Source organism: Gaetbulibacter saemankumensis DSM 17032 (assembly GCF_000425645.1).
GTDB lineage: Bacteria > Bacteroidota > Bacteroidia > Flavobacteriales > Flavobacteriaceae > Gaetbulibacter > Gaetbulibacter saemankumensis.
Genome location: NZ_AUDV01000005.1, coordinates 26,960 through 53,433, shown reverse-complemented (window position 1 = coordinate 53,433; position 26,474 = coordinate 26,960). Strand labels below are relative to the sequence as shown.

Sequence of the window (26,474 nt, the reverse complement as noted above, 5' to 3'; positions counted from 1 at the left end):
TTGAAATTTACAGCACAACAAATAGCAGGGATTTTAGAAGGAGATGTTGTTGGAAATCCTGATGCTGAAGTATCTAAACTAGCTAAGATAGAAGAAGGATTTGAAGGCGCATTAACCTTTCTAGCTAATCCGAAATACACACAATATATCTATACTACAAAAGCTTCTATCGCTATTGTAAATAAATCTTTTATTCCAGAAAGCGAGATACAAACCACACTAATAAAAGTTGATGATGCTTATTTAGCGTTTTCAAAAATATTAGAATATTACAATATGGTTAAGCTAAATAAATTAGGGATTGAAAATCCATCTTTTATTTCAGATTCAGCGACCTACGGGGAAAATATTTACATAGGGGCCTTTGCGTATATCGGTGAAAATGTAAAGATTGGAGATAATGTTAAATTATTTCCAAATGTATTTTTAGGAGATAATGTGGTTATCGGGAATAACACAGTTGTTTTTGCCGGGGCAAAGCTTTACTCCGATACCGTTATAGGTAATAGTTGTGTCATTAATTCAGGAGCAATTATAGGTGCTGATGGCTTTGGTTTTGCACCAAATGAAAACGGAGGCTACAACAAGGTACCTCAAACAGGCAATGTTATTATTGAAGACAATGTTGATATAGGAGCTGCAACAACTATAGATAGAGCTACATTAGGTTCTACAATTATTCGTGAAGGTGTGAAATTAGATAATCAAATTCAAATTGCACACAATGTTGAAATTGGTAAAAACACTGTAGTTGCTGCACAAACTGGTATTGCAGGATCGACTAAAATAGGATCCGATTGTCAAATAGGAGGGCAAGTTGGTATTGTTGGACATATTACTATTGGTAATAATGTTAAAATTCAGGCTCAATCGGGCATAGGAAGAAATGTAAAAGATAATGAAGTGCTTCAAGGGTCACCAGCCTTGTCGTATGCAGATTACAATAAATCGTATGTTCACTTTAAGAACCTACCTCAGATTATTAAACAAATTAACGATTTAGATAAAAAATAAATGGGAATAGTTAACACTGAACTTAAACAGAAAACTATAGAAAACCCGGTCTCACTTACCGGAGTTGGTTTACACACAGGTAAAAATGTAACCTTAACTTTTAAACCTGCAGATGCAAATACAGGCTTAGCATTTAAGCGTGTTGATTTAGAGGGAGAACCAATAATTGAAGCCGATGCAAATTATGTAACCAACACCCAAAGAGGTACTTGTCTGGAGAAAAATGGAGTAACTATACAGACTTCAGAACATGTTTTAGCTGCTCTAGTTGGTTTAGATGTAGATAATATTATTATTGAATTGAATGCTTCAGAGCCTCCAATTATGGATGGCTCTTCAAAGTTTTTTGTTGAAGCGCTTGAAGAAGCGGGTATAATAGAATTAGACGCTTTTAGAGAAGAATATGAAATTACAGATGTGATTTCTTATGTAGATGAAGAATCCGGGAGTGAAATCCTAGTAATGCCTGCCAAAGAGTATCAAGTAACAACAATGGTTGATTTTGGAACCAAAGTTTTAGGCACTCAAAATGCTACGCTGAATCAAATCTCCGATTTTAAAGAAGAAATTGCATGCTCAAGAACATTTAGTTTTTTACATGAAATTGAAATGTTATTGGAACATGGGCTTATAAAAGGAGGTGATTTAAATAACGCTATTGTTTATGTGGATAAGCCTTTATCTGAAAAAACCATGGAGAAACTAAAAGTAGCCTTTAAAAAAGATGCTATAGCAGTGAAGCCAAACGGTATTCTTGATAACCTAACTTTACACCACCCAAATGAAGCTGCTAGACATAAATTACTTGATGTTTTAGGAGATTTAGCACTTGTAGGTACACGTATTAGGGGTAAGGTAATTGCTAATAAACCAGGACACTATATTAATACACAGTTCGCAAAAAAACTTTCAAAATTAATAAAGAATGATCGTCGCAATAATGTGCCTAATATAGATTTGAATCAGCCACCATTAATGGATGTAAATCAAATCATGTCTATGTTACCGCACAGGCAACCATTCTTGTTAATAGATAAAGTATTTGAATTAACAGATAGCTATGTAACAGCAACAAAAAATGTCACTATGAATGAATATTTCTTCGAAGGGCATTTTCCAGGCGCACCTGTTATGCCTGGTGTTCTCATTGTTGAGGCCATGGCTCAAACAGGTGGGATTCTTGTTTTAAATACGGTTCCGGATCCTGAAAACTACTTAACATTCTTCATGAAAATGGATAACGTAAAGTTTAAACAAAAAGTAATGCCAGGCGATACATTAATTTTCAAATGCTCATTAATAACACCTATACGTCGTGGTATTTGTCATATGCAAGGATACGCCTATGCGAACGGCAAACTTTGTGCTGAAGCTGAATTAATGGCGCAAATATCGAAGGTAAAATAATTATAAATAAAATAAGCTTCTAAATTTATTCTTTTAGAAGCTTATGTATATAGACAACAACAACTAGTTCTATAAATTAAACTAAAAAAATGAATCAACCTTTAGCATATGTCCATCCTGGTGCCAAAATCGCAAAAAATGTGGTTATTGAGCCTTTTGCAACTATTAATAATAATGTTATAATAGGTGAAGGGACTTGGATTGGTAGTAACGTTACAATCATGGAAGGTGCGCGCATCGGAAAGAACTGTAATATATTCCCCGGTTCTGTAATTTCGGCAGTACCTCAGGACTTAAAATATAATGATGAAGATACTACGGTGGAAATTGGCGACAATGTCACTATAAGAGAGTGTGTCACAATCAATCGTGGTACTACAGATAGAATGAAAACCGTAGTAGGGAACAACTGTCTTATTATGGCTTACAGTCATATAGCTCATGACTGCATCGTTGGAAATAATTGTATTTTTTCTAACAATAGTACCTTGGCAGGACATATTACTGTTGGTGATTATGTGGTTTTAGCTGGTATGACGGCTGTCCATCAATTTGTTTCCATTGGTAATCATGCTTTTGTTACTGGCGGATCTTTAGTTCGTAAAGATGTACCACCTTATGTAAAAGCAGCGAGAGAACCATTATCTTATGTAGGCATCAATTCAGTAGGCTTAAGAAGACGTGGTTATACTACAGATAAAATAAGAGAAATACAGGATATCTATAGAATTCTATATCAGAAAAATTACAATAATACCCAGGCGGCTGAAATTATAGAGGCCGAAATGGAAGCAACCCCCGAGCGTGATGAAGTATTACAATTCATTAAAAACTCACATAGAGGTATTATGAAGGGATATTTCAAATCAAATTAAAATTAATAATCAGACCTTAAATTAAATATATGGTAACGACTAGTGATATTAGAAACGGACTTTGCATTCGATACAACAATGACATTTTTAAGATTGTAGAATTTTTACACGTTAAACCTGGTAAAGGTCCAGCGTTTGTAAGAACAAAATTAAAAAGTGTTACTTCTGGAAAAGTTATAGACAACACCTTTTCTGCAGGACATAAATTAGAAGATGTTCGTGTAGAAACACATAAGTTTCAATTCTTATATAATGATGGGGAATATTACCACTTCATGAACACAGAAGATTATACACAAATCCAATTAGTAGAAGCAGCTTTAGATAGCCCTGATCTAATGAAGGAGGGTGAAGTAGTTACTGTGATAATTAATACGGAAGACAACATGCCTCTTTCAGTAGAAATGCCTGCTAGTGTTATTTTAGAAGTAACCGCAACAGAACCAGGTGTAAAAGGTAACACTGCTACTAATGCTACGAAACCAGCAACTGTAGAGACTGGAGCTACTGTAAACGTACCTTTATTCATTAATGAAGGTGATAAAATTAAAGTAGAAACAGAAAAGGGAACATACAAAGAACGCGTTAAAGAATAAACGTAAGTTGAAATTTCCAAAACCACATACTTTAAAACAAATAGCCAATTTAATTGATTGCAAATTTGTTGGAAACGAAGATTTTCCAGTTTTAGGAATGAATGAGATTCATGTCGTAGAGCCGGGAGATATTGTTTTTGTAGATCATCCAAAATATTATGATAAAGCCTTACAATCGGCAGCAACTATTGTTCTTATAAACAAGGAAGTTGAATGTCCGGAGGGTAAATCTTTACTTATAAGTGATGATCCATTTAGGGATTTTAATAAACTCACCGATTATTTTAAGCCTTTTCAATACGCTACTAGAGCTATTTCAGAATCTGCTGATATTGGAGAAGGTACCATCATTCAACCAAATGTTTTTATCGGACATAATGTAGTAATTGGTAAAAACTGTTATATTCATTCTAATGTTAGTATCTATGACGATGCCGTGATTGGTGATAATGTTACCATTCACGCAGGAACTGTGTTAGGAGCCAATGCATTTTACTATAAAAAAAGAGTTGAAGGATTTGATAGATTAAAATCCTCTGGCCGTGTAGTTATAGAGAACAATGTTGATATAGGTGCCTCGTGTACAATTGATCGCGGAGTTACTGGTGATACCGCTATAAAAGAAGGGACTAAAATCGACAATTTAGTTCAAATTGGTCATGATACAGTAATTGGAAAAAAATGCCTAATAGCATCCCAGGTAGGAATTGCTGGTTGTGTTGTTGTAGAAGACGAAGTTACTTTTTGGGGGCAAGTGGGTTGCGCTAGCGGCGTAACAATAGGGACTAAGGCGATCTTACACGGGCAATGTGGCATTACTAAATCTCTGGAAGGTCACAAAACTTATTGGGGAACACCAGCGCAGGAAGCTATATCTGTTCTTAAGGAAATGGCATCTGTGAAACAATTACCTAATGTTTTAGTGCAATTAAAATCAAAAAAATAAATTTAAAAACCTGATTAAAGTATCCCAAAAAAAGTATTTTTGTGCTGCTTTATTCAAAAAAAATATAAGATGAGTGTTTTAGTAAACAAAGATTCAAAAATAATAGTCCAAGGATTTACTGGTAGTGAAGGTACTTTTCATGCTAGTCAGATGATTGAATACGGAACGAATGTAGTAGGTGGTGTTACTCCAGGAAAAGGAGGTCAAACCCATTTAGATAAGCCTGTTTTTAACACAGTATTAGATGCTGTGAAGGAAGTAGGAGCAGATACTACTATTATTTTTGTGCCACCAGCATTTGCTGCTGATGCTATTATGGAAGCTGCTGATGCAGGTATTAAAGTAATTATCACTATTACTGAAGGAATTCCTGTTGCCGATATGATTACAGCTTCAAATTATATTAAAAATAAAGATTGTCGTTTAATTGGCCCTAACTGTCCAGGAGTAATTACTCCAGGCGAAGCTAAAGTTGGTATTATGCCAGGTTTTGTTTTCAAGCAAGGAAAAGTTGGAATTGTATCTAAATCTGGGACATTAACTTATGAAGCCGCAGATCAGGTAGTTAAGCAAGGTTTAGGGATTACAACCGCTATTGGAATAGGTGGAGATCCAATTATTGGAACCACAACTAAAGAAGCTGTAGAGTTGTTAATTAATGACCCTGAAACTGAAGCTGTGGTAATGATTGGTGAAATTGGAGGACAACTAGAAGCCGATGCTGCTAACTGGTACAAGGAAAGTGGAAGTAAAAAACCAATCGTAGGATTTATTGCTGGCGAAACAGCGCCTGCTGGTCGTACAATGGGACATGCTGGTGCTATTGTAGGAGGAAGCGACGATACGGCTCAAGCTAAGAAAAAAATAATGAGAGCTTGTGGAATTCACGTAGTGGATTCGCCTGCTGAAATTGGAAAAAAAGTAGCGGAAGTATTATCTTAATACGCGCTCAAAATATTAAGAAAGGCCTCGCAATAATTTGTGAGGTTTTTTATTTGTTGCAACTTGTAATTGCTATATTTGAATTAAGAAAATAAACCAATCGTACATTAAGAGATAATTATTCTTAAAAAGTATTTAATAAATTGAATCACATGAAATTATTAGAAGGCAAAACTGCCATTATCACTGGAGCAAGTAGAGGTATAGGGAGAGGAATTGCTCAGGTATTTGCTGATCAAGGCGCTAATGTGGCGTTTACTTATAGTTCTTCAGTTGAAGCTGCTAACGAACTGGAAAAAGAATTAATCGCTAAAGGGGTAAAAGCTAAAGGCTACAAAAGTAATGCTGCTAATTTTGAAGACGCTCAGCAATTAGCCAATGATGTTGTTGCTGAATTCGGAAGCATTGACGTGCTTGTGAATAATGCAGGAATCACTAAAGACAACCTGTTAATGCGTATTAGTGAAGAAGATTTCGATAGTGTTATTGAAGTAAACTTAAAATCTGTATTTAACATGACGAAAGCCGTTCAGCGCACTATGCTAAAGCAACGTAAAGGTTCTATTATCAATATGAGTTCTGTGGTTGGGGTTAAAGGTAACGCTGGTCAAACTAATTATGCGGCATCTAAAGCGGGTATTATTGGGTTTTCTAAATCTGTAGCTTTAGAATTAGGATCGCGTAATATCCGTAGCAATGTCATTGCACCGGGTTTTATTGAAACGGAAATGACAGCAAAACTAGACGAAGAGGTTGTAAAAGGATGGCGTGCAGGAATTCCATTAAAACGCGGAGGTACACCAGAAGATGTAGCCAACGCTTGTGTATTCTTAGCCAGTGATATGAGTGCCTATGTAACAGGGCAAACATTAAACGTAGATGGTGGTATGTTAACTTAAAAACTTCTAGTAAGTTTAATGCAAATAGAAACTATTGTTTATATCATATTATCTGTAATTGCAGCGGTTTTTATCGCCGGATTTCAGTATGTAAAAACTGTCAAAAGCATATCTAAAAAGGATGTGCTTTTTTTGTTTCTTAGGTTTATGACTACCTTCTCTTTTTTAATGTTACTAATAAACCCTAAATTCGAGCAGATAACTTTACAAATTGAGAAACCGAAATTAGTTGTAGCGGTAGATAATTCTAATTCCGTAAATTATTTAAATCAAGGTAAGCAAGCTAAAGCATTGCTTAAAAACATAAAATCTAACCAAGGAATTAATAATAAATTCGATGTTAGTATCTACAGCTTTGGGAATGTCCTCAAATTAATAGACTCTTTAGATTTCTCAGAAGGACAAACAAACATCAGCAAGGCATTAACGCAATTATCACAATTACATAAAGACACAGAGGCTCCGATAATTTTAATTACTGATGGTAATCAAACTTATGGTAACGATTATGAGTTCTTATCCACACTTCAGAAGTCACCAGTGTATCCCGTGATTCTCGGTGATACCATACAGTATACGGATTTAAAAATCAAGCAAATCAACGTAAATAAATATGCTTATTTAAAGAATCAATTTCCTGTTGAAGCTATAATAGTTTATGATGGGGATGTCGCTGTAAATTCCAAATTCACCATTTCTAATAGGAATATTACGGTATATTCCAAACAAATCAGACTCACGAAAGAAGAGAATTCGTTGATTCTCAATTTTAATTTGCCTGCAAACAACATTGGTCTACATAACTACCTTGCTCAAATAGAAACTTTAAGTACTGAAAAAAATAAGATAAATAATAAGAAGCAATTCGGGATTGAAGTAATAGATCAAAAAACAAAAATAGCCATTGTTAGTGATTTTACCCATCCTGATCTCGGAGCATTAAAGAAAAGTATTGAAACAAATGAACTGCGTTCAGTGGAATTTTTAACTCCTACAGAAGCTATTTTAAAAATTGATGATTTTCAATTATTTATACTTTACCAGCAAAATCAAAACTTTGAAGAATTAATAGAACTATTAGGCATAGAAGGAAAGAATATTTTCAATATAATAGGAACTAAAACCAATTTGGATTTCATCAATGCGAATTCGAAAAATTATGATTTAGAAATTACGAATCAAACAGAAATGTATCAGGGCATCTTTAATTCAAATTACGCTCCTTTTTATGTTGAAGATATAGGTTTTAAAGAATTTCCTCCTTTAAATAGTGTATTTGGTTCTATTATATTCAATGCTCCTTTTGAAACTATTCTAAATCGCTCAATTAATGGCATACCTACTAACGACCCACTACTTAGTACATTCGAAGTGGATGGTAGGAGAGAAGCTGTTCTATTTGGTGAAAATATCTGGCAATGGCGTGCACAGAGTTTCTTAACTCATGATGGGTTTAAGGAGTTTGATAATTTTATAGGTCAACTAATTCAGTATTTATCTATGGATAATCAAAAAAGCAGGTTAACCTTGAGCTATGAAACTTTTTATAATAGCGGAACAAATGTTTTAATACGCGCCGAATTTTTCGACAAGAACTATATATTTGATACGCGGGAATCGTTAAGTATTACGGTGATGGATGAGAGGTCTCAAAATTCAAAAACCTTTCCTTTTATCTTGAAAAACAGTTACTATCAGGCTGATTTAAGCACATTGCCACCATCAAAGTATAAATTTACAGTGCGGGCTAGCAATGATAACATCTCTAAATCTGGAGAATTTACAATTCTTGAATATAATGTAGAGCAACAGTTTGTAAATGCTAATACAGGCAAATTAAGGCGATTAGCTAAAAACACCAAAGGTGAAAGCTTTTTAATAGATAATACAAACAGTCTCTTCACTGCACTTATGAAAGATTCGAGATATGTTGCTGTTCAAAAAAGCCATAAAAAAAACTTACCTTTGGTAGATTGGAAATACCTCTTGGCAATAATTGTTTTCTGTCTGTCTGCCGAGTGGTTTCTTAGAAAATATAACGGATTAATTTAATTAAAATAAAATGGAAAAATTACCAAAAATTGTATTCCCAGTCGTTATAGCGGCTATCGTATTATTAATAATTTTATCAAAATCGGCCATCACTATTGGTTCTGGAGAGGCAGGTGTTTTATACAAAACCTTTGGTGGAGGTGTTGTTACCGATGAATTACCACTAAGTGAAGGATTTCATGTTGTAGCACCTTGGAATAAAGTGTTTGTTTATGAAGCACGTCAGCAAGAGTTAACAGAACGCATGAAAGTACTTTCTTCTAATGGATTAGATATCCAGTTAGAAGCTACTGCCTGGTATAAACCTGAATTAGACAATCTAGGTAAATTGCATCAGGAAAAAGGATCAAACTATCTAGATCGTGTTTTAAAACCGGCTATTAGATCAGCAACAAGAAGTGTAGTAGGTCGATATACACCAGAACAAATATACTCTTCTAAACGTGATGCTATTCAACAAGAAATATTTGATGAAACAAAAAAGATCGTTGACGATCAATACATCGATTTATTAGAAGTTTTAGTTCGTGATGTTACACTCCCAACAGCTATTAAAGATGCTATAGAACGTAAATTAGGTCAAGAGCAACAATCTTTAGAGTATGAATTTAGATTAATTACCGCTCAAAAAGAAGCAGAGAAAGTCATTATTGAGGCTCAGGGTAAAGCCGATGCGAACCGTATTTTAAGTGCTTCTTTAACAGATAAGATTTTACAGGATAAAGGTATTGAAGCTACTGTAAAACTGTCTGAATCACCAAATAGTAAAGTTATCGTTATCGGTTCTGGAGACAGTGGTATGCCTATTATTTTAGGTAATCAATAAGTAATTTTGCTGAAAATTTCAATGTTAGTGATTTTCTATTGAAAAATGAATAATTTTAACGACACAAAATTGATTATTATTTAATTTATAAAAAAAATCGAATAATTCTTTGGATTTAAAATGATTAATTTTTGATATTTGCAACTGAATAACAAGTAAATGACATTTATTTATACACATCATCATCATTTTCAAATTTGCTCTCAAGCGAAGTGAAGATGTGTTGAATAAAATCAAGATATTTAAAACCCGTTTGAGACAATCAAGCGGGTTTTTTAATTTAAACTAAAAACTAACTAGATTGTTTCAAACTCAGAATAATTAAAAAAATGAGTAAACTACGTATTGCAGTACAAAAATCAGGTCGCTTACACGACGAGTCTATGGAATTACTAAAAAGTATTGGAATTTCAATAGACAATGGTAAAGATCAACTTAAAGCTTCGGCGAGAAATTTCCCGGTTGAAGTGTTTTATTTAAGAAATGGTGATATCCCACAATATTTAAAGGATGGTGTTGTAGATGTTGCTATTATTGGAGAGAATGTGCTTATTGAAAAAGGTGAAGGCATTAAGGTAGCTGAAAAATTAGGTTTTTCGAGTTGTCGCGTTTGTATAGCAGTTCCAAAATCTATGAAATATAAATCATTAGCCGATTTAGAAGGAAAACGCATCGCTACCTCGTATCCTAATACCATTCAGAAATATATAGATCAGAATGGGGTAAAGGCAAATATTCATATTATTAATGGCTCTGTTGAGATTGCTCCTAATATTGGACTTTCTGAAGCTATTTGTGATATTGTTTCTAGTGGTAGTACCTTGTTTAAAAATAATTTAAAGGAAGTTGAAACAATTTTAAAATCGGAAGCTGTTTTAGCTGTATCACCTGTTTTAGACCAAGAAAAACAAAAGATTTTAGACAAAATTCAATTTAGAATCCAATCGGTACTAAAAGGTCGTGAATCTAAATATGTATTACTAAACGCTCCTAATGATAAAGTTAATGACATCATAAATGTTTTGCCTGGCATGAAGAGTCCTACGGTTTTGCCTTTAGCTCAAGAAGGCTGGAGTTCCGTCCACTCAGTAATTAGTAAGAATGAATTCTGGGATGTTATTGATGAATTAAAAGCAAACGGTGCTCAAGGAATTTTAGTTTGTCCGATTGAAAAAATGGTACTTTAAGAATTAGATATGCAAGTAATTAATAATCCAGCCAAAAGTCAATGGGCTGAAGTTCTGAAAAGACCAACACAAACGGTTGATGATATTGAAGGTATTGTAAACAGTGTTTTTCAAGACATAAAAAGGAATGGCGATACCGCCATTAAAAAATACACAGAGCAGTTTGATGGTGTTAGTCTAGAGTCCAATATAGTTACAGTAAAAGAAATTGAACTGGCTTGTGAAAGTGTTTCAGATACCTTAAAAGAGGCGATAATTAAAGCTAAAAAGAATATTGAATCTTTTCATGCTGCTCAAAAGACATCAAAAGTTGAAATTGAAACAACTAGAGGTGTTCAATGCTGGCAAGAAAAAAGACCCATTGAACGTGTTGGTTTGTATATTCCAGGAGGAACAGCGCCTTTATTTTCAACAGTACTCATGTTAGCTGTACCTGCTCAAATAGCGAGTTGCAAAGAAATTATTTTATGTTCACCACCAAATAAAGAAGGTCAGTTAGCTCCAGAAATATTATTTGCAGCAAACCTTTGCGGGGTAACTAAAATTGTAAAAGTAGGAGGCATACAAGCGGTGGCTGCCTTAACTTTTGGCACAAAAAGCATTCCATGTGTTTATAAAATATTCGGGCCAGGGAATCAATTTGTAACTGTTGCGAAGCAACTAGCTACTAAATATGGCGTAGCCATTGATATGCCTGCTGGTCCAAGTGAATTATTAGTGGTTGCAGACGAAACAGCCAACCCGGCTTATATAGCTTCAGATTTATTAAGTCAGGCCGAGCACGGTGCCGATAGTCAAGTGATTTTAGTGTCTACTTCAAAAGATCTTATAGGGCAAGTATCTCAAGAAGTTGAAAGTCAAATAAAGGAGCTTCCTCGTAAGGCTATTGCTGAAAAAGCCATTGCAAACTCTAAACTCATTTATGTTGAGAATGATACTGTAGGTCTTGAATTAATTAATGAATATGGTCCAGAACACTTCATAATTTGTTCCAAAAATGAAGCGTTTTATATTAAGGGTGTTTCTAATGCAGGGTCTGTTTTCATAGGAGATTACACCCCTGAAAGTGCGGGTGATTATGCTTCTGGGACAAATCATACACTGCCTACCAATGGTTTTTCTAAAGCTTATTCTGGAGTTAATCTAGACAGCTTTTTAAAAAGCATGACTTTTCAGAAGATATCTAAAGAAGGGATTTTAAATATTGGTGAAACTATCGAGTTAATGGCAGATGCAGAAGGATTGCAGGCACATAAAAATGCGGTAAGCATTCGATTAAAAGATTTGAAATAATGAATATTCAAGAATTAGTCAGACCTACAATAAAGGCTTTGAAGCCTTATTCCTCAGCTCGTGATGAATTTCAAGGAGCTACGGATAACATGGTGTTTTTAGATGCTAACGAGAATCCTTATGAAAATGGTGTAAATCGGTATCCAGATCCGCACCAAGGAAGATTAAAAGCGGTTTTATCTGAAATAAAAGGTGTTCCTGTAAATAATATACTGCTTGGAAATGGAAGTGATGAAGTTTTAGATTTGATTTTTAGAGCCTTTTGTGAACCTAATCAGGATAACATAATTACGTTAACTCCAACATATGGCATGTATGAGGTGTTAGCCAATTTAAATGCTATTAGGATTAAGAAAATCAACTTGGATACCGACTTTCAGCCAAAGCCGAATGATATATTGGATGCCGCAGATGATAATAGCAAACTTCTATTTATATGTTCACCAAACAACCCGTCAGGAAATAGTTTCAATGCTGAATCAATAGAAACCTTAGTTTCTAATTTTAAAGGCATCGTGGTTATTGATGAAGCTTACATAGACTTTTCAAAAGAAGAAAGCTGGATTTCACGATTAAATGAGTTTCCTAACCTAATTGTTACACAAACGCTTTCTAAAGCCTATGGAATGGCTGGTATTCGTTTAGGAATATGCTATGCCTCAGAATATATAATTTCTATTTTAAATACTATTAAGCCACCTTACAATGTTAATGAATTAACTCAACAAAAAGCAATTGAGCAATTGAGTATAAAAGGTTTAGCTGAAAATCAAATTAAAAGCATTTTGCGGGAGCGCGCTATTATGATAGAGGCGTTATGTGCTGTTAGTTATATTTCGAAGATATATCCTTCAGATGCTAACTTTTTACTTGTAAAAGTAGACGATGCTAATAAACGTTACAATCAACTAATAGATCAAGGTATTGTAATTAGAAATAGAACAACACAACCGGGGTGTGAAAATTGTTTAAGATTAACCGTAGGAACACCTGAAGAAAATAAAATATTAATAGATACCTTAAAATCTATATAATGAAAAAAGTATTATTTATAGATCGCGATGGCACGTTGGTGTTAGAACCGCCAGTAGACTATCAATTAGATAGTTTAGAGAAGCTAGAATTTTATCCAAAAGTGTTTCAGTACATGGCTAAAATAGCTAATGAATTAGATTATGAGTTAGTCATGGTAACAAATCAAGATGGATTAGGAACAGATGCTTTTCCTGAAGACACCTTTTGGCCAGCACAAAATAAAATTATTGACGCCTTTGCTAAAGAAGGCGTTGAGTTTGCCGATATTCATATAGACAAAACCTTTCCTGAAGAAAATGCAATTACCCGTAAACCAAGAACCGGATTGCTAACAAAGTACTTTTCAGAAGAATACGACTTAGAAAATTCCTTTGTCTTAGGTGATCGCATTACCGATATGGAACTCGCAAAAAACTTAGGAGCAAAAGGTATTTATCTCTCTGAAAATCCAACATTAGGAGTCGATGAGATTGAAAGTTCACAGAATGAAATCATTGATTGCATAGCCTTAACTTCGACCGACTGGAAAGAAATATACGAATTTTTAAAATTAAAAGATCGTGTTGCCGAAATTACCAGAAACACTAATGAAACTAAAATTTATATTAAGTTAAATCTTGATGGTTCAGGAAAAAACGACATTAGTACAGGCTTATCTTTTTTCGATCATATGCTAGATCAAATAGGCCGTCATGGTGCTATGGATTTGACTATTAAAGTGGATGGTGATTTAGAGGTTGATGAGCACCACACCATCGAAGATACCATGATTGCATTTGGAGAACTATTCAACAAAGCCCTAGGTAATAAATTAGGAATAGAACGTTACGGATTTTGCTTACCCATGGATGATTGTTTAGCTCAGGTAGCTGTAGATTTTGGAGGAAGAAACTGGTTGGAATGGGATGCTGAGTTTAAGCGTGAAAAGATAGGTGATATGCCCACTGAAATGTTTTTTCATTTATTCAAATCGTTTACAGATGGTGCTAAATGTAACTTAAATATTAAAGCAGAAGGCGTCAATGAACATCATAAAATAGAGGGTATTTTTAAAGCCTTTGCGAAAGCTATGAAAATGGCTGTGAAACGTGATGCTAATAAGATGTTTTTACCATCAACAAAGGGAATGCTTTAAAAAACAGAAAAAGATTAATACATGAAATTAGTCATTATAAATTACGGAGCTGGAAACATAAAAAGCATTCAGTTTGCCTTTAATCGCCTGGGAATTGATGCTGTTCTTTCTAATGATCCGCAAGAGATAAAAGCAGCCGATAAAATTATATTTCCTGGGGTAGGAGAAGCTAGTAGTGCTATGGCCATGCTAAAAGAATCGGGACTTGATCTACTTATTCCTAAATTAAAACAACCTGTTTTAGGTATATGTCTCGGTATGCAATTACTTTGTGAGTTTACTGAAGAAGGTAATACTAAAGGCTTAGGCGTGTTTAAAACGGTGGTAAAGCGCTTCGATAATTCAGTTAAGGTACCGCAAATGGGATGGAATGTTATAAAGGATTTGAAGTCTAAATTGTTTAAAGATATAAAAGAAAAAGAATACATGTATTTGGTTCATAGTTATTATGCCGAACATTGCCCTGAAACCATTGCAACTACCGATTATGGACTAAATTATGCTTCGGCCTTACAACATAAAAATTTTTACGGCGTTCAGTTTCATCCGGAAAAGAGTAGTTTAGCAGGTGAGAAAATTTTAAAAAACTTCTTAGAATTATAATATGAGAATTATACCAGCCATAGATATTATTGAAGGTAAGTGTGTTCGCTTAACTAAAGGGGATTACGACACAAAAAAAATATATAACGAAAATCCGCTAGAAGTTGCTAAAATGTTTGAAGATTCAGGGATTGAATATTTGCATTTAGTTGATTTAGACGGCGCTAAAGCGAATCATATTGTTAATTATAAAGTTTTGGAACAAATAGCAGCTAAAACTAAGTTAAAAATTGATTTTGGAGGTGGATTAAAGGCAGATGAAGATTTACACATTGCTTTTAACTCCGGTGCTCGTCAAATCACAGGTGGCAGCATTGCAGTTAATAACCCAGAAACATTCGTAGGGTGGATTAATAAGTACGGAAGTGAAAAAATCATATTAGGAGCCGATAGTAATGCCGGTAAAATAGCTATTAGTGGGTGGCAGGAAGATAGCCAGGAGGATCTAATCCCTTTTATTAAAGGCTATCAGAAGAAAAACATACAATATGTTATTTGTACAGATATAGCAAAGGATGGCATGTTGGAAGGACCTTCAGTCGATTTATATAAACAAATCATTTCTGAATGCTCAAATAGCAGTAATGGTCAATCGGTAAAATTAATAGCTTCAGGTGGCATATCACATATAGATGAACTACCTGTTCTTAAAGAAATTGGTTGTGAAGGTGTTATTATGGGGAAGGCACTTTATGAAAACAGAATTAGCCTAAAACAACTTGAAAAATTTGTATAATCCATGCTAACAAAACGAATTATACCCTGCTTAGATATAAAAAACGGACGCACAGTAAAAGGTGTTAACTTCGTAGATTTGCGAGATGCCGGTGATCCTGTTGAATTAGCTAAGCAATATGCTGATGTTGGAGCAGATGAATTAGTGTTTCTAGATATTTCAGCAACATTAGAAAATCGAGCAACTACATTGGATATGGTGTTGCACGTGGCAGAGCAGGTAAATATTCCATTTACAGTTGGTGGTGGAATTTCTTCCGTAGAGCATGTTGATGCTTTATTGCAATGTGGTGCTGATAAGGTTTCCATAAATTCCTCGGCCGTTAAACGCCCGGAATTGGTAAATGAATTAGCTGATAAATTCGGAAGTCAGTGCGTAGTGGTGGCAATCGATGCCAAACAAATTGAAGGTCAATGGAAAGTGCATTTAGCCGGTGGAAGTATACCAACCGAAATTGATTTGTTCGAATGGGCCAAAGAAGTAGAACAACGAGGCGCAGGCGAGATTTTATTCACATCAATGGATCATGATGGCACAAAAAATGGATTTGCCAATGAAGCCTTAGCACGATTATCGGAAGAATTAAACATCCCAATTATAGCTTCAGGAGGCGCAGGAAAGGTATCTCATTTTGTGGACACCTTTAAAGAAGGTAAAGCAGATGCAGCCTTAGCTGCCAGTGTATTTCATTTTGGAGAAATTCCAATTCCTGAGCTAAAAAAAGAATTAAAAGAACATAATATTGAAGTAAGATTATGACCATAAAATACGATGCAAATGGCTTAGTACCTGCAATCATTCAAGATGCAATAACAAATAATGTATTAATGTTAGGATATATGAATGAGGATGCATACCAAAAAACATTAGAAACCCAGAAAGTAACATTTTTTAGTAGAAGTAAACAACGTCTATGGACTAAGGGAGAGGAAAGTGGGAATTTCCTAAACCTCTTAGATATTAAAAATGATTGTGATAACGATACGCTTTTAATTCGCGTTAACCCTGTAGGACCTACGTGTCATAAAGGCACCGATAATTGTTGGGGAGAAGAAAACAAATCTCGTTATGGCTTCTTTTCAACACTTGAAGATGTGATTGCTGAGCGTGTAGCAAACAAAGACACAAATAAATCATATGTAGCCAGCTTATTTTCTAAAGGTATTAATAAGGTGGCGCAAAAAGTAGGAGAGGAGGCAGTTGAAACAGTTATTGAAGCCATGGATAGTAACGATGAGTTATTTTTATATGAATCGGCTGATTTATTATTTCATTATTTAATGCTTCTACAGGCAAAAGGGTTTACTTTAAAAGACATAGAGAAAGAATTAAAAGGACGACATAAGTAAAAAAAACAAGGCATTAGATATCTAATGCCTTGTTTTAAATGTGTGTTTTTCAAATTTAATCCAACCAGCCTTCCTCAACTGATTTTTTAGAAAACCATACTAGGAAAATAGCAAATCCAATAATGCTAAGTGTCATTCCTAAGTGATCAGTATATCCTTGCATTAAATAATATCCCATCTGTATCACAACTGCAATTAATGAAATCACAAGCAAATGGTAGGCCCATTTTTGCTTTAATATGAGTCCGACACTCCCAATGGTGGCTGCAAATACAGCAATGGCAAAAGCTGCTGTGAGCCAAGCTGGAAGATTAGAAATAATTTCAAATTGTTCATTGCTAATAGAAGCACGCCAGCGCTCCGTTTTGTAGGCCTGGCCAATATACTGGTCTACACCCATGGCGTTCCAGAATAAGGCAATTACACTCACAATCCAAAACCAAATAGGTGGTTTACTTTGTAATTGATTTGTCATAATTTTTATTATTTCGTTAATAAAACTTAATACTATTTATAAAATTTTTGTTAGAAATAATAAATAACTTACATTTCGCCGATTTTAAATACTTCATGAAAAAATATTTTTACGTTATTAATATTCAGTACTTAGGATATCGGTTTCACGGATGGCAAAAACAACCAGATGTGAAAACACTACACTTAATGGTGGACCGAACTTTAAACTTTATTTTAGAAGGTAAATACTTTAAGAGTTTAAGTTCTGGTCGTACAGATGCCATGGTTTCTGCAGAGTGCGCAGCTTTCGAATTGTTTTTGAGAGAACCCATTGCCGACCAAGAAGCTTTTTTAGAATTGTTTAATTATAATTTACCTCAAGATATTCGCGCCTTAAGCATTCGAGAAGTTAATGCCGAATTCAATATCATTAATCACTCTAAAGTAAAGGAATATTTATACCTGTTCACTTATGGAGAAAAATGTCATCCATTTTGCGCTCCTATTATGACAACCATTTTAGATGATTTAGATATAGACCTAATGATTGAGGGTGCTAAACTATTTGAAGGAGAACACTATTTTAAATCGTATTGTTTTAAGCCAACTGATAATGGCATTTATAATAGGGAAATCACAACTTGTGAAATTGTTGAAAACACACTTTATACAGCTAATTATTTTCCTGAAAAGTCTTATATACTAAGAGTTAAAGGTAAGGGGTTTATGCGAAATCAAATAAGACTTATGATGGGCACTTTAATCGATTTAGGCAAACATAAATTAACCATAAACGACATCAAATATAGCCTTGAACCTGAAAATTTCGTTAAAATGGAATATATTGCACCTGCTTCTGGCTTAATACTAAAAAACATTGATTTTGAATAAGGAATAATTTTATTCATTGAAAACAACAAGGCAATATTGTATTTTTATAATGGCTTAAATACTATATCTCATGAGTGTAATGATATCTAAAAATGTTTTAGAATTTTTAAAAACGTTAGAAAAGAATAATAATAGAGATTGGTTTAATGATCATAAATCAGAATTTAAAACCATTCAAAAAGAAATTAAAGCTTTTTACAATCAAGCGTTATATGATTTAAACAGGCATGACAGCATAGATAAATTAAAATTATTTCGCATTTACCGAGATGTACGGTTTTCTAAAAACAAAGACCCTTATAAAATAAATTTCGGTGGTTCGTTTCATCGCGTTAAGCCAGCACTTCGAGGTGGGTATTACATTCATATACAACCAAATAATGAAAGTTTTATTGCAACAGGTTTTTGGGAGCCAGCCTCAGCCGATTTATTAAGAATTCGAAAGGAATTTGAAATGGATGATACCGAAATTAGAGAAATTATTAACGAACCGAACTTTAGAAATGTTTGGGGTGGTTTTGTAGGAGACGAAGTAAAATCGGCACCACGAGGTTTTAACAAAAACCACAAAGCCATCGATCTTATTAAGAAAAAACAATATATTTTCATAAAGAAATATACCGATAATGAGGTGCTTAACCCTAATTTTATTTCGGAAATAGATATAGCATTTAAGGTCGTACGCCCATATTTTAATTATATGAGCGACGTACTTACCACCGATTTAAATGGTGTCTCATTAATTTAAATTGCTTTTAAAACCTCAGGTCTTTCAAATAATATTATATTACTCAGCAAATTTTCTTTAACTATATGCATCATGCGTTTATTTAAAGCCGAAGAGTTTTGCATATAGGTAATATATTCTTCTACCGTAAACAAACCAATAACCATACCTTTTAGCGAATTACGAAACTTCATGTCCTTAATTATGGCATTTTCAATGTAATCAATACGTTTTTCAAGTGATAAATCGTAAAAGACTGATTTGTGCTTGCCTACGTAATTTTTAAAAACTTCAATAAGCAAATCGTTTTGTAATTTAACTATGGGTCGCAAAACTGAATTCTGAAAAAGCTCATCACTACTCATGTTATCATGTATTGTAGTGGTTTTAATGTCGGGGCGAATGGTTGTTAAGTTAAGTTGTCGTGTGTTCATAATCAAAAGAGTTTTATTAAAGCTATTAAATATTAAAACTGATTTATATAAAAGCCATTTTAGTTGTTAACTACTTTATTAACAGCGTAAGATTTCATATTTTTAATGAGTCCTTTAAATTGTTGGATTTAAAGACCATTCAAGAACATTAAAACATATTATCGAAATGAATTTCCATACAAGAAAATGGATAAAACCAGAAGACTTAAATCTAAACGGTACCTTGTTTGGAGGCCGATTACTAGAGTGGATTGATGAAGAAGCTGCTTTATATGCCATCATTCAATTAGAGAATCAACGTGTAGTAACAAAATACATGAGTGAAATCGATTTCAAATCCTCGGCTCGACAGGGTGATATCATAGAAATAGGTATCGATGTTGTAAAATTCGGAAAAGCGTCTTTGGTATTAAGCAGTGAAGTAAGGAATAAAATGACACATGAAACGATTATCACTATTGCTAATATAGTTATGGTTAGTCTGGGGGAAGATGGTAAAGCAAAACCCCATGGTAAAACAGAGATAGAGTATGTTTCCGACAGACTTGGATAAAGTCTACTTGTTTTGAACTTTGAAATTTATGACCAATTTTACGATTCCGTTAAAATATCATCGATTTTTTCTGCTTCCATTAATAATTTTATAAAAATACCTCACAATTGCGCCTTATACTTTATTAAATACTAAAAAAAAGGGAGTTTTAATTAACTTTGTCAACCTTTGGTAAAATTGATGAACTACCAGAATGACTTACTAAAATAAAAATTAAATTAATAAATATTTATGAGCAAGACATTGTTTGACAAAGTGTGGGATTCACATGTTGTAAGGAAAATTGAAGGAGGACCAGATGTGTTTTTTATAGACCGACATTTTATTCATGAGGTTACTAGTCCAGTAGCTTTTCTAGGTTTAAAAAATCGAGGCTTAAAAGTGTTGTATCCAGAGCGTACATTTGCGACGGCAGATCATAACACACCTACTATAAATCAACATTTACCAGTAGAAGACCCTTTATCCGCAAACCAGTTAAAAGCGTTAGAAGATAACTCGAAAGAATACGGGATTAGCCACTGGGGACTTGGTCATAAGAAAAACGGAATTGTTCACGTGGTAGGACCTGAAAACGGAATCACATTTCCAGGCGCTACTATAGTTTGTGGTGATTCACATACTTCTACACACGGTGCTTTTGGTGCTATTGCCTTTGGTATTGGAACTTCGGAAGTAGAAATGGTACTGTCTACCCAATGTATCATGCAGCCTAAACCTAAAAAAATGCGCATTAACGTAAATGGGCAATTGGGTAAAGGAGTGACTCCTAAAGATGTGGCCTTATATATCATATCACAATTAACTACTTCAGGAGCTACTGGATACTTTGTTGAATACGCCGGTGATGTTTTTGAAAATATGACGATGGAAGGGCGTATGACCGTTTGTAACTTATCTATCGAGATGGGTGCTCGTGGCGGTATGATAGCTCCAGATGAAACTACTTTTGCTTATTTAAAGGATAAACCATTATCTCCAAAAGGTGAGGCATGGAATGAGGCCGTAGCCCATTGGAAAACGTTAAAAACTGAAGAGGGCGCTAGTTTCGATAAAGAATTAACATTTAATGCTGCCGACATCGAGCCTATGATTACTTACGGAACCAATCCAGGTATGGGCATTGGTATTTCAAAACACATTCCTAATGCAGAAGCTGTGGAAGGTGGGGTTGCTACTTACAAAAAATCATTGGATTACATGGGGTATCATGAAGACGACTCTATGATTGGCAAGAAAATCGACTATGTATTCTTAGGAAGTTGTACAAATGGTCGTATTGAAGATTTCAGAGCCTTTGCTTCTATCGTAAAAGGGCGTAAAAAAGCTGATAATGTTACGGCTTGGTTGGTGCCAGGTTCTCATGAAGTTGAAGACTTAATAAAAGAAGAAGGGATTTTAGATATCATTACTGAAGCAGGATTTACCTTAAGGCAGCCTGGGTGTTCGGCATGTTTAGCTATGAATGACGATAAAATTCCTGCTGGTAAATATGCGGTTAGTACATCGAACAGAAACTTTGAAGGACGTCAAGGACCAGGATCAAGAACATTGCTTGCTAGTCCGCTAGTAGCAGCTGCAGCTGCGGTAACAGGCGTAGTAACTGATCCTCGTGACTTATTATAATCAGAGATGCAAAAAAATCAAAGATTAAACAATTAATTAAATTACAAAATGGCTTACGATAAATTCAATATATTAACTAGTACAGCAGTACCATTACCATTAGAAAACGTTGATACCGACCAAATTATACCGGCAAGATTCTTAAAGGCTACAGAACGTAAAGGGTTTGGCGATAATTTATTTCGTGATTGGAGGTATAACAGCGATGATTCTTTAAAAGAAGATTTCGTTTTAAATAACCCTATTTACAGCGGAAAGATATTAGTTGGAGGTAAAAACTTCGGATCTGGTTCATCAAGAGAGCATGCAGCCTGGGCTGTTTACGATTACGGATTTCGTTGCGTTGTCTCAAGTTTCTTTGCCGATATCTTTAAAAATAACTGTTTAAACATCGGAGTATTACCAGTACAGGTAAGTCCTGAATTCGCGGAACAAATATTCAATGCAGTTTATGACGATCCAAATACAGAAATCGAAGTGAATCTTCCGGAACAAACCATCACAATTCTTTCAACTGGTGCTCAGGAATCATTCGATATCAACAGCTATAAAAAGGAAAACATGCTTAATGGTTTCGATGATATTGATTATTTACAAAATATGAAGGAAGAAATTGAAGAGTTTGCTAATGGTTTGCCACTATAAACATGACTCCTAAAAGAATAGAAATAATGGATACGACACTTCGCGATGGTGAACAAACCTCGGGAGTGTCGTTTTCAGCTTCAGAAAAGCTCACCATTGCGAAGTTACTACTTGAAGAACTGAAGGTGGATCGTATAGAAATTGCATCTGCTCGAGTTTCTGAAGGTGAATTTCAAGCAGTAAAAAATGTCACCAAATGGGCTGCAGAAAACAACTACTTAGACAAGGTTGAAGTTTTAACATTTGTTGATAAAGGTGTGTCTATAGATTGGATGATTGAAGCAGGAGCTAAAGTTCAAAATCTACTCACTAAAGGCTCATTAAATCATTTAACTTATCAGCTTAAAAAGACGGAAGATCAGCATTTTAAAGAAATTAAAGAAACGATTGATCTAGCTACTGAAAGAGGAATAAAAACCAATGTTTATTTAGAAGATTGGAGTAATGGTATGCGTAATTCTAAAGACTATGTTTTTAAGTTTTTAGAGTTTTTAACTACTCAACCAGTAGCCCGCATCATGCTTCCTGATACATTAGGAATCTTAACGCCCAACGAAGCATATGAATTCGTAAAGGAAATTAAAGATAAATACCCTGATATACATTTTGATTTTCACGCCCATAACGATTATGATTTAGGTGTTGCTAATGTGGTTTCAGGATTAAATGGTGGAGCTGATGGTTTGCATCTTACGGTGAATGGTATGGGGGAACGCGCTGGTAACGCTCCTATGGCTAGTACGATTGCTGTAATTAACGATTTTATGCCACAGATTGAAATTGGTGTGAATGAAAAAGTGCTCTTCACCGTTAGTAAATTGGTCGAAAACTTTTCAGGAATTATGATTCCTGCTAACAAACCAATCATTGGAGCTAACGTGTTTACGCAAACCGCTGGAATACACGCTGATGGTGACAATAAGAAAAACCTTTACTTTAGCAAATTAATGCCTGAACGTTTTGGCAGAACGCGTAAATACGCACTTGGAAAAGCTTCTGGTAAAGCTAATATTCAAAAGAATTTACAAGAATTAGGGCTTCAGCTAAACGATGAAGATTTAATAAAGGTTACACAACGGATCATTGAACTCGGGGACAAGAAAGAAGTGGTAACTAAGGAAGATTTGCCTTATATCATTTCAGATGTTTTAGATAGCTATTCATATGAAGAACACGTTAAGGTAAATTCGTATGTGTTAACCCATGCGAAAGGCTTAAAACCTTCTACGACAGTTTCCATTTCTATTAATGGGGAGACGTATGAAGAAAACTCTCAAGGAGACGGGCAATTTGATGCCTTTATGAATGCCCTTAATAAGGTGTATAAACATATTAAATTAAATTTACCAGATTTAATTGATTACGCCGTAAGAATCCCTCCGGGAAGTCATTCAGACGCTCTGTGTGAAACCATAATTACATGGAAAAACACCGAAACAAAGAAAGAATTTAAAACGCGCGGTCTTGATTCCGATCAAACCGTATCGGCTATTAAAGCCACTGAAAAAATGTTAAACATTATTACTAATTAAGAATATAAAACATGAAATTTAATATAGCACTTTTAGCAGGTGATGGAATAGGACCTGAAGTGATTGAACAAGCTGTAAAAGTAAGTGATGCCGTGGCCAAAAAATTTGGACATGAAATTACTTGGAAACCCGCATTAACAGGAGCGGCAGCCATTGATGCTGTAGGAGAACCTTATCCGGATAGCACTCATGAAGTTTGCGCATCCTCAGATGCCGTGTTATTTGGGGCTATTGGTCACCCAAGATTCGATAACGATCCATCAGCACCTGTGCGTCCTGAGCAAGGCTTACTAAAAATGCGTAAAAAATTAGGCTTATTCGCAAATGTACGTCCAACGTTTACATTTCCTTCATTATTAGATAAATCTCCTTTAAAACAGGAGCGTATTGAAGGTACCGATTTAGTGTTTTTACGCGAGTTAACTGGAGGTATCTATTTTGGAGAAAAGGGTAGAAGAGATGAAGGTGAAACTGCTTACGACAACTGTGTTTACACTAGAGCTGAAGTGCAGCGTTTGGCTAAAAAAGGATTTGAATTAGCTATGACTCGTAACAAAAAGTTATGTTGTGTAGATAAAGCAAACGTATTAGAAACTTCTCGTTTATGGAGAGAGACCGTACAAGCTATGGAAAAGGATTACCCAGGGGTTGAAGTAAGTTACGAATTTGTTGACGCTGTTGCTATGCGTTTAGTGCAGTGGCCAAACAGTTACGACGTATTAATTACAGAAAATTTATTTGGTGATATTCTAACTGATGAAGCTTCGGTAATCTCAGGATCTATGGGATTAATGCCATCGGCATCTATGGGGTCTGATATTGCTTTATTCGAGCCTATTCACGGATCGTACCCACAAGCGACAGGTAAAAACATAGCAAACCCTATGGCTACTGTTTTGTCGGCAGCAATGATGTTCGAAATGGCTTTTAACTTACCAGAAGAAGGGAAAGCTATTAGAGATGCTGTAAATAAAGCGTTAGCTGAAGGTGTTGTAACTGAAGATTTGGCTGAAGGCGGGAAATCTTATGGTACTAAAGAAGTTGGTGACTGGTTAGCTGCTAACATCTAGTAAAACCTAATATTACTTATAAAAAAAGGGTGCATTTTAAAATGCACCCTTTTTTTATTAATTAACTATATTATCTAATTAACGATCTTTTTATTGAAAATAGAACTACTTGGCAATTCAAAAAGTTCTAGATCAAAGTAGGGTAGTGCAGCAATGGTATGATCAAAAATATCAGCCATTATATATTCGTAATTTTCCCAACGTTTATCACTACTAAAAGCATAAATCTCTAAGGGAATACCCTGTGTTGTTGGAGCTAGCTGACGTACCATAATCATCATATCCTTATTTATAGCCGAATGATTTTTTAAGTACGAATCGATATATTTTCTGAACACACCTAAATTAGTTAGGTTTCTTCCGTTTAATAGTAATGCCTTATTAATATTTTGAGATTCGTTATAAGTCTTAATATCTGATTGTCTGGAATCTAAATAGCTTTCTATTAACTGGATGTCTTTAAGTTTTTCAACATCGGCATCTTTCAGGTATTTTACACTGTCCTGCTTTATATACAAAGCTCGCTTAATACGCCTACCATCAGAGTTCGTCATACCTCGCCAGTTTTTAAACGAATCAGAAATTAAAGCGTAAGTAGGGATGGTCGTAATAGTTTTATCAAAATTCTGAACCTTAACCGTTGCTAAAGTAATTTCGGTCACATCGCCATCGGCTCCATATTTTTCAAAAGTTATCCAGTCGCCAATACGAACCATATCATTTATAGACACCTGAATACTTGCTACAAAGCCTAAAATAGTATCTTTAAAAACAAGTAAAATAACTGCTGAAGCTGCACCTAATCCGGTTAAAAAATCGGAAAATTTAATTTCGGTGATAATGGCTATGGAAGAAAAAACACCAATAACCCAGGCAAAAATCATAAACACCTGAATATAGCTGGCAATAGGCTTATCTTTAAATTGGGATAAGGTTTTCAGGTAATCTTTAATGGCATTTAGTATACTACGCACCACCCATAACGTTAGGATAATGGCAAAGATCTTCAAACAGGTTTCTGCAGCACTTTCAAATTCCGGAAAATCAAAAAACACTAAGGGAAAGACTTCCAAAGTAATGAGCAAGGGAATGATGTGTGCTATATTTCTAGGAACCTTGTTTGCTATCAGTAAATCATCAAAATTTGTCTTTGTGGATGATGCAAATTTGGTAAAAACAACTATTAATACCTTTCGAATAATGAAATCCAAAATAAAGATCACTATCGAAAATATAATCATGAGGGCCAACACATTCACATATTCAGCTAACTTTTGTGAAGCACCCCATTCTATAAGATAATTATAAATTAAATGCTTGTAATTATCCATTATTAACGCTTTTTAAATATTTATAATCGATATAAAAAGTTCCAAATGGGAGGATAGATGCCAATAAAACTAAAGTGAATTGTTTAGAATTCCACCGTAATTCCGGTTTTATCATAATCGCCAGAATAATATAGGCAATGAATAATAAACCGTGTGGCATCCCAAGTAATTTTACATATTGCGCATCATCTAAAAGATATTTTATTGGTGTTGCAATAAATAATAATAAAATATAAGAAAGGCCTTCAAGAAAGGCTACTAGACGAAAGATATTGATAAATGAAAACATAAATTTAAATTTATCTACAAAAGTA

At 34.5% G+C, this 26,474-nt stretch carries 28 protein-coding genes; 24 read left to right on the top strand and 4 right to left on the bottom strand.

The genetic code is table 11. The annotated features are described in order from the left end of the window. The 17 genes from lpxD (at nucleotide 1) to hisIE (ending at nucleotide 16,895) form a co-directional block, all read left to right on the top strand. Nucleotides 1-1,014 carry a UDP-3-O-(3-hydroxymyristoyl)glucosamine N-acyltransferase gene (gene lpxD, locus H611_RS0100285; RefSeq protein WP_027136464.1) on the top strand — a complete coding sequence of 338 codons (1,014 nt, stop codon included), beginning with the start codon at nucleotides 1-3 and terminating at the stop codon, nucleotides 1,012-1,014. Beyond that, entirely contained in the window at nucleotides 1,015-2,421 is a 1,407-nt protein-coding gene (locus H611_RS0100280; RefSeq protein WP_027136463.1) for a bifunctional UDP-3-O-[3-hydroxymyristoyl] N-acetylglucosamine deacetylase/3-hydroxyacyl-ACP dehydratase, read from the top strand. 89 nt (nucleotides 2,422-2,510) lie between these two features. Beyond that, nucleotides 2,511-3,296: an acyl-ACP--UDP-N-acetylglucosamine O-acyltransferase gene (gene lpxA, locus H611_RS0100275; RefSeq protein WP_027136462.1), complete on the top strand. Its 786-nt coding sequence runs from the start codon at nucleotides 2,511-2,513 to the stop codon at nucleotides 3,294-3,296. A 29-nt stretch (nucleotides 3,297-3,325) separates the two neighbouring features. Beyond that, nucleotides 3,326-3,892, top strand: a complete 567-nt coding sequence (efp, locus tag H611_RS0100270) for an elongation factor P (protein ID WP_027136461.1) — start codon at nucleotides 3,326-3,328, stop codon at nucleotides 3,890-3,892. Nucleotides 3,893-3,899: 7 nt separating this feature from the next. Continuing rightward, nucleotides 3,900-4,838, top strand: coding sequence for a UDP-3-O-(3-hydroxymyristoyl)glucosamine N-acyltransferase (locus H611_RS0100265; RefSeq protein WP_027136460.1), 939 nt, complete (start codon nucleotides 3,900-3,902; stop codon nucleotides 4,836-4,838). Between the two features lie 69 nt (nucleotides 4,839-4,907). Beyond that, nucleotides 4,908-5,780, top strand: coding sequence for a succinate--CoA ligase subunit alpha (gene sucD, locus H611_RS0100260; RefSeq protein ID WP_027136459.1), 873 nt, complete (start codon nucleotides 4,908-4,910; stop codon nucleotides 5,778-5,780). 152 nt (nucleotides 5,781-5,932) lie between these two features. After that, nucleotides 5,933-6,679: a 3-oxoacyl-[acyl-carrier-protein] reductase gene (fabG, locus tag H611_RS0100255; RefSeq protein WP_027136458.1), complete on the top strand. Its 747-nt coding sequence runs from the start codon at nucleotides 5,933-5,935 to the stop codon at nucleotides 6,677-6,679. Between the two features lie 18 nt (nucleotides 6,680-6,697). Then, nucleotides 6,698-8,731, top strand: coding sequence for a vWA domain-containing protein (locus H611_RS0100250; protein WP_027136457.1), 2,034 nt, complete (start codon nucleotides 6,698-6,700; stop codon nucleotides 8,729-8,731). A 10-nt stretch (nucleotides 8,732-8,741) separates the two neighbouring features. Next, on the top strand, nucleotides 8,742-9,557 hold the full coding sequence (locus tag H611_RS0100245; RefSeq protein WP_027136456.1) for a prohibitin family protein: 816 nt from the start codon (nucleotides 8,742-8,744) through the stop codon (nucleotides 9,555-9,557). 329 nt (nucleotides 9,558-9,886) lie between these two features. Then, nucleotides 9,887-10,744 carry an ATP phosphoribosyltransferase gene (gene hisG, locus H611_RS0100240; RefSeq protein ID WP_027136455.1) on the top strand — a complete coding sequence of 286 codons (858 nt, stop codon included), beginning with the start codon at nucleotides 9,887-9,889 and terminating at the stop codon, nucleotides 10,742-10,744. Nucleotides 10,745-10,753: 9 nt separating this feature from the next. Continuing rightward, on the top strand, nucleotides 10,754-12,037 hold the full coding sequence (hisD, locus tag H611_RS0100235) for a histidinol dehydrogenase (RefSeq protein ID WP_027136454.1): 1,284 nt from the start codon (nucleotides 10,754-10,756) through the stop codon (nucleotides 12,035-12,037). After that, a complete protein-coding gene (gene hisC, locus H611_RS0100230; protein ID WP_027136453.1) occupies nucleotides 12,037-13,071 on the top strand; it encodes a histidinol-phosphate transaminase in 1,035 nt (344 codons plus the stop codon). Before hisD ends, hisC begins: the two co-directional genes overlap by 1 nt. Continuing rightward, complete coding sequence (hisB, locus tag H611_RS0100225) at nucleotides 13,071-14,207, top strand: bifunctional histidinol-phosphatase/imidazoleglycerol-phosphate dehydratase HisB (protein ID WP_027136452.1); 1,137 nt, start codon at nucleotides 13,071-13,073, stop codon at nucleotides 14,205-14,207. The genes hisC and hisB overlap by 1 nt, the downstream gene beginning before the upstream one ends. Before the next feature lie 21 nt (nucleotides 14,208-14,228). Then, on the top strand, nucleotides 14,229-14,810 hold the full coding sequence (hisH, locus tag H611_RS0100220) for an imidazole glycerol phosphate synthase subunit HisH (protein ID WP_027136451.1): 582 nt from the start codon (nucleotides 14,229-14,231) through the stop codon (nucleotides 14,808-14,810). Between the two features lies 1 nt (nucleotide 14,811). Then, nucleotides 14,812-15,546 carry a 1-(5-phosphoribosyl)-5-[(5-phosphoribosylamino)methylideneamino]imidazole-4-carboxamide isomerase gene (gene hisA / locus H611_RS0100215; RefSeq protein WP_027136450.1) on the top strand — a complete coding sequence of 245 codons (735 nt, stop codon included), beginning with the start codon at nucleotides 14,812-14,814 and terminating at the stop codon, nucleotides 15,544-15,546. 3 nt (nucleotides 15,547-15,549) lie between these two features. Further along, entirely contained in the window at nucleotides 15,550-16,305 is a 756-nt protein-coding gene (gene hisF / locus H611_RS0100210; RefSeq protein ID WP_027136449.1) for an imidazole glycerol phosphate synthase subunit HisF, read from the top strand. Further along, the gene (gene hisIE / locus H611_RS0100205; protein WP_027136448.1) at nucleotides 16,302-16,895 is read left to right on the top strand and encodes a bifunctional phosphoribosyl-AMP cyclohydrolase/phosphoribosyl-ATP diphosphatase HisIE; all 594 of its coding nucleotides are present in this window, start codon (nucleotides 16,302-16,304) and stop codon (nucleotides 16,893-16,895) included. Before hisF ends, hisIE begins: the two co-directional genes overlap by 4 nt. A 55-nt stretch (nucleotides 16,896-16,950) precedes the next feature. Here hisIE and H611_RS0100200 read toward each other — a convergent pair whose 3' ends face one another. Beyond that, on the bottom strand, nucleotides 16,951-17,325 hold the full coding sequence (locus tag H611_RS0100200; protein ID WP_157515009.1) for a hypothetical protein: 375 nt from the start codon (nucleotides 17,323-17,325) through the stop codon (nucleotides 16,951-16,953). Nucleotides 17,326-17,465: 140 nt separating this feature from the next. Here H611_RS0100200 and H611_RS0100195 point away from each other — a divergent pair, with 140 nt between their 5' ends. Both H611_RS0100195 and H611_RS0100190 read left to right on the top strand, forming a co-directional pair. Further along, entirely contained in the window at nucleotides 17,466-18,242 is a 777-nt protein-coding gene (locus tag H611_RS0100195) for a tRNA pseudouridine synthase A (protein ID WP_027136446.1), read from the top strand. 70 nt (nucleotides 18,243-18,312) lie between these two features. After that, entirely contained in the window at nucleotides 18,313-18,990 is a 678-nt protein-coding gene (locus H611_RS0100190) for a DUF2461 domain-containing protein (protein ID WP_027136445.1), read from the top strand. Here H611_RS0100190 and H611_RS0100185 read toward each other — a convergent pair. Next, nucleotides 18,987-19,403, bottom strand: a complete 417-nt coding sequence (locus H611_RS0100185) for a hypothetical protein (protein ID WP_027136444.1) — start codon at nucleotides 19,401-19,403, stop codon at nucleotides 18,987-18,989. The two genes, H611_RS0100190 and H611_RS0100185, sit on opposite strands and share 4 nt — an antisense overlap. Nucleotides 19,404-19,569: 166 nt before the next feature. On the opposite strand from H611_RS0100185, the gene H611_RS0100180 reads away from it, so the two are divergent. The 5 genes from H611_RS0100180 (at nucleotide 19,570) to leuB (ending at nucleotide 24,829) form a co-directional block, all read left to right on the top strand. After that, nucleotides 19,570-19,956, top strand: coding sequence for an acyl-CoA thioesterase (locus H611_RS0100180; protein ID WP_027136443.1), 387 nt, complete (start codon nucleotides 19,570-19,572; stop codon nucleotides 19,954-19,956). Nucleotides 19,957-20,187: 231 nt separating this feature from the next. After that, complete coding sequence (gene leuC / locus H611_RS0100175; protein WP_027136442.1) at nucleotides 20,188-21,582, top strand: 3-isopropylmalate dehydratase large subunit; 1,395 nt, start codon at nucleotides 20,188-20,190, stop codon at nucleotides 21,580-21,582. Nucleotides 21,583-21,630: 48 nt separating this feature from the next. Then, a complete protein-coding gene (gene leuD / locus H611_RS0100170) occupies nucleotides 21,631-22,227 on the top strand; it encodes a 3-isopropylmalate dehydratase small subunit (RefSeq protein ID WP_027136441.1) in 597 nt (198 codons plus the stop codon). Nucleotides 22,228-22,229: 2 nt separating this feature from the next. Beyond that, nucleotides 22,230-23,759 carry an alpha-isopropylmalate synthase regulatory domain-containing protein gene (locus H611_RS0100165; RefSeq protein WP_027136440.1) on the top strand — a complete coding sequence of 510 codons (1,530 nt, stop codon included), beginning with the start codon at nucleotides 22,230-22,232 and terminating at the stop codon, nucleotides 23,757-23,759. Nucleotides 23,760-23,770: 11 nt separating this feature from the next. Then, nucleotides 23,771-24,829, top strand: a complete 1,059-nt coding sequence (leuB, locus tag H611_RS0100160) for a 3-isopropylmalate dehydrogenase (RefSeq protein ID WP_027136439.1) — start codon at nucleotides 23,771-23,773, stop codon at nucleotides 24,827-24,829. 74 nt (nucleotides 24,830-24,903) lie between these two features. Here leuB and H611_RS0100155 read toward each other — a convergent pair whose 3' ends face one another. Continuing rightward, a complete protein-coding gene (locus H611_RS0100155; protein WP_035483085.1) occupies nucleotides 24,904-26,160 on the bottom strand; it encodes a mechanosensitive ion channel family protein in 1,257 nt (418 codons plus the stop codon). Continuing rightward, nucleotides 26,153-26,449, bottom strand: a complete 297-nt coding sequence (locus tag H611_RS0100150; RefSeq protein WP_027136437.1) for a DUF3817 domain-containing protein — start codon at nucleotides 26,447-26,449, stop codon at nucleotides 26,153-26,155. Before H611_RS0100150 ends, H611_RS0100155 begins: the two co-directional genes overlap by 8 nt. Nucleotides 26,450-26,474 lie beyond the last annotated feature (25 nt).

What these genes read in the sequence shown, in the direction of transcription:
- H611_RS0100280 (WP_027136463.1), top strand. Translation starts at nt 1,015, where the DNA reads ATGGGAATAGTTAACACTGAACTTAAACAGAAAACTATAGAAAACCCG.
- lpxA (WP_027136462.1), top strand. Translation starts at nt 2,511, where the DNA reads ATGAATCAACCTTTAGCATATGTCCATCCTGGTGCCAAAATCGCAAAA.
- efp (WP_027136461.1), top strand. Translation starts at nt 3,326, where the DNA reads ATGGTAACGACTAGTGATATTAGAAACGGACTTTGCATTCGATACAAC.
- sucD (WP_027136459.1), top strand. Translation starts at nt 4,908, where the DNA reads ATGAGTGTTTTAGTAAACAAAGATTCAAAAATAATAGTCCAAGGATTT.
- fabG (WP_027136458.1), top strand. Translation starts at nt 5,933, where the DNA reads ATGAAATTATTAGAAGGCAAAACTGCCATTATCACTGGAGCAAGTAGA.
- H611_RS0100250 (WP_027136457.1), top strand. Translation starts at nt 6,698, where the DNA reads ATGCAAATAGAAACTATTGTTTATATCATATTATCTGTAATTGCAGCG.
- H611_RS0100245 (WP_027136456.1), top strand. Translation starts at nt 8,742, where the DNA reads ATGGAAAAATTACCAAAAATTGTATTCCCAGTCGTTATAGCGGCTATC.
- hisG (WP_027136455.1), top strand. Translation starts at nt 9,887, where the DNA reads ATGAGTAAACTACGTATTGCAGTACAAAAATCAGGTCGCTTACACGAC.
- hisD (WP_027136454.1), top strand. Translation starts at nt 10,754, where the DNA reads ATGCAAGTAATTAATAATCCAGCCAAAAGTCAATGGGCTGAAGTTCTG.
- hisC (WP_027136453.1), top strand. Translation starts at nt 12,037, where the DNA reads ATGAATATTCAAGAATTAGTCAGACCTACAATAAAGGCTTTGAAGCCT.
- hisB (WP_027136452.1), top strand. Translation starts at nt 13,071, where the DNA reads ATGAAAAAAGTATTATTTATAGATCGCGATGGCACGTTGGTGTTAGAA.
- hisH (WP_027136451.1), top strand. Translation starts at nt 14,229, where the DNA reads ATGAAATTAGTCATTATAAATTACGGAGCTGGAAACATAAAAAGCATT.
- hisA (WP_027136450.1), top strand. Translation starts at nt 14,812, where the DNA reads ATGAGAATTATACCAGCCATAGATATTATTGAAGGTAAGTGTGTTCGC.
- hisF (WP_027136449.1), top strand. Translation starts at nt 15,550, where the DNA reads ATGCTAACAAAACGAATTATACCCTGCTTAGATATAAAAAACGGACGC.
- hisIE (WP_027136448.1), top strand. Translation starts at nt 16,302, where the DNA reads ATGACCATAAAATACGATGCAAATGGCTTAGTACCTGCAATCATTCAA.
- H611_RS0100195 (WP_027136446.1), top strand. Translation starts at nt 17,466, where the DNA reads ATGAAAAAATATTTTTACGTTATTAATATTCAGTACTTAGGATATCGG.
- H611_RS0100190 (WP_027136445.1), top strand. Translation starts at nt 18,313, where the DNA reads ATGAGTGTAATGATATCTAAAAATGTTTTAGAATTTTTAAAAACGTTA.
- H611_RS0100185 (WP_027136444.1), bottom strand. Translation starts at nt 19,403, where the DNA reads ATGAACACACGACAACTTAACTTAACAACCATTCGCCCCGACATTAAA.
- H611_RS0100180 (WP_027136443.1), top strand. Translation starts at nt 19,570, where the DNA reads ATGAATTTCCATACAAGAAAATGGATAAAACCAGAAGACTTAAATCTA.
- leuC (WP_027136442.1), top strand. Translation starts at nt 20,188, where the DNA reads ATGAGCAAGACATTGTTTGACAAAGTGTGGGATTCACATGTTGTAAGG.
- leuD (WP_027136441.1), top strand. Translation starts at nt 21,631, where the DNA reads ATGGCTTACGATAAATTCAATATATTAACTAGTACAGCAGTACCATTA.
- H611_RS0100165 (WP_027136440.1), top strand. Translation starts at nt 22,230, where the DNA reads ATGACTCCTAAAAGAATAGAAATAATGGATACGACACTTCGCGATGGT.
- leuB (WP_027136439.1), top strand. Translation starts at nt 23,771, where the DNA reads ATGAAATTTAATATAGCACTTTTAGCAGGTGATGGAATAGGACCTGAA.
- H611_RS0100155 (WP_035483085.1), bottom strand. Translation starts at nt 26,160, where the DNA reads ATGGATAATTACAAGCATTTAATTTATAATTATCTTATAGAATGGGGT.
- H611_RS0100150 (WP_027136437.1), bottom strand. Translation starts at nt 26,449, where the DNA reads ATGTTTTCATTTATCAATATCTTTCGTCTAGTAGCCTTTCTTGAAGGC.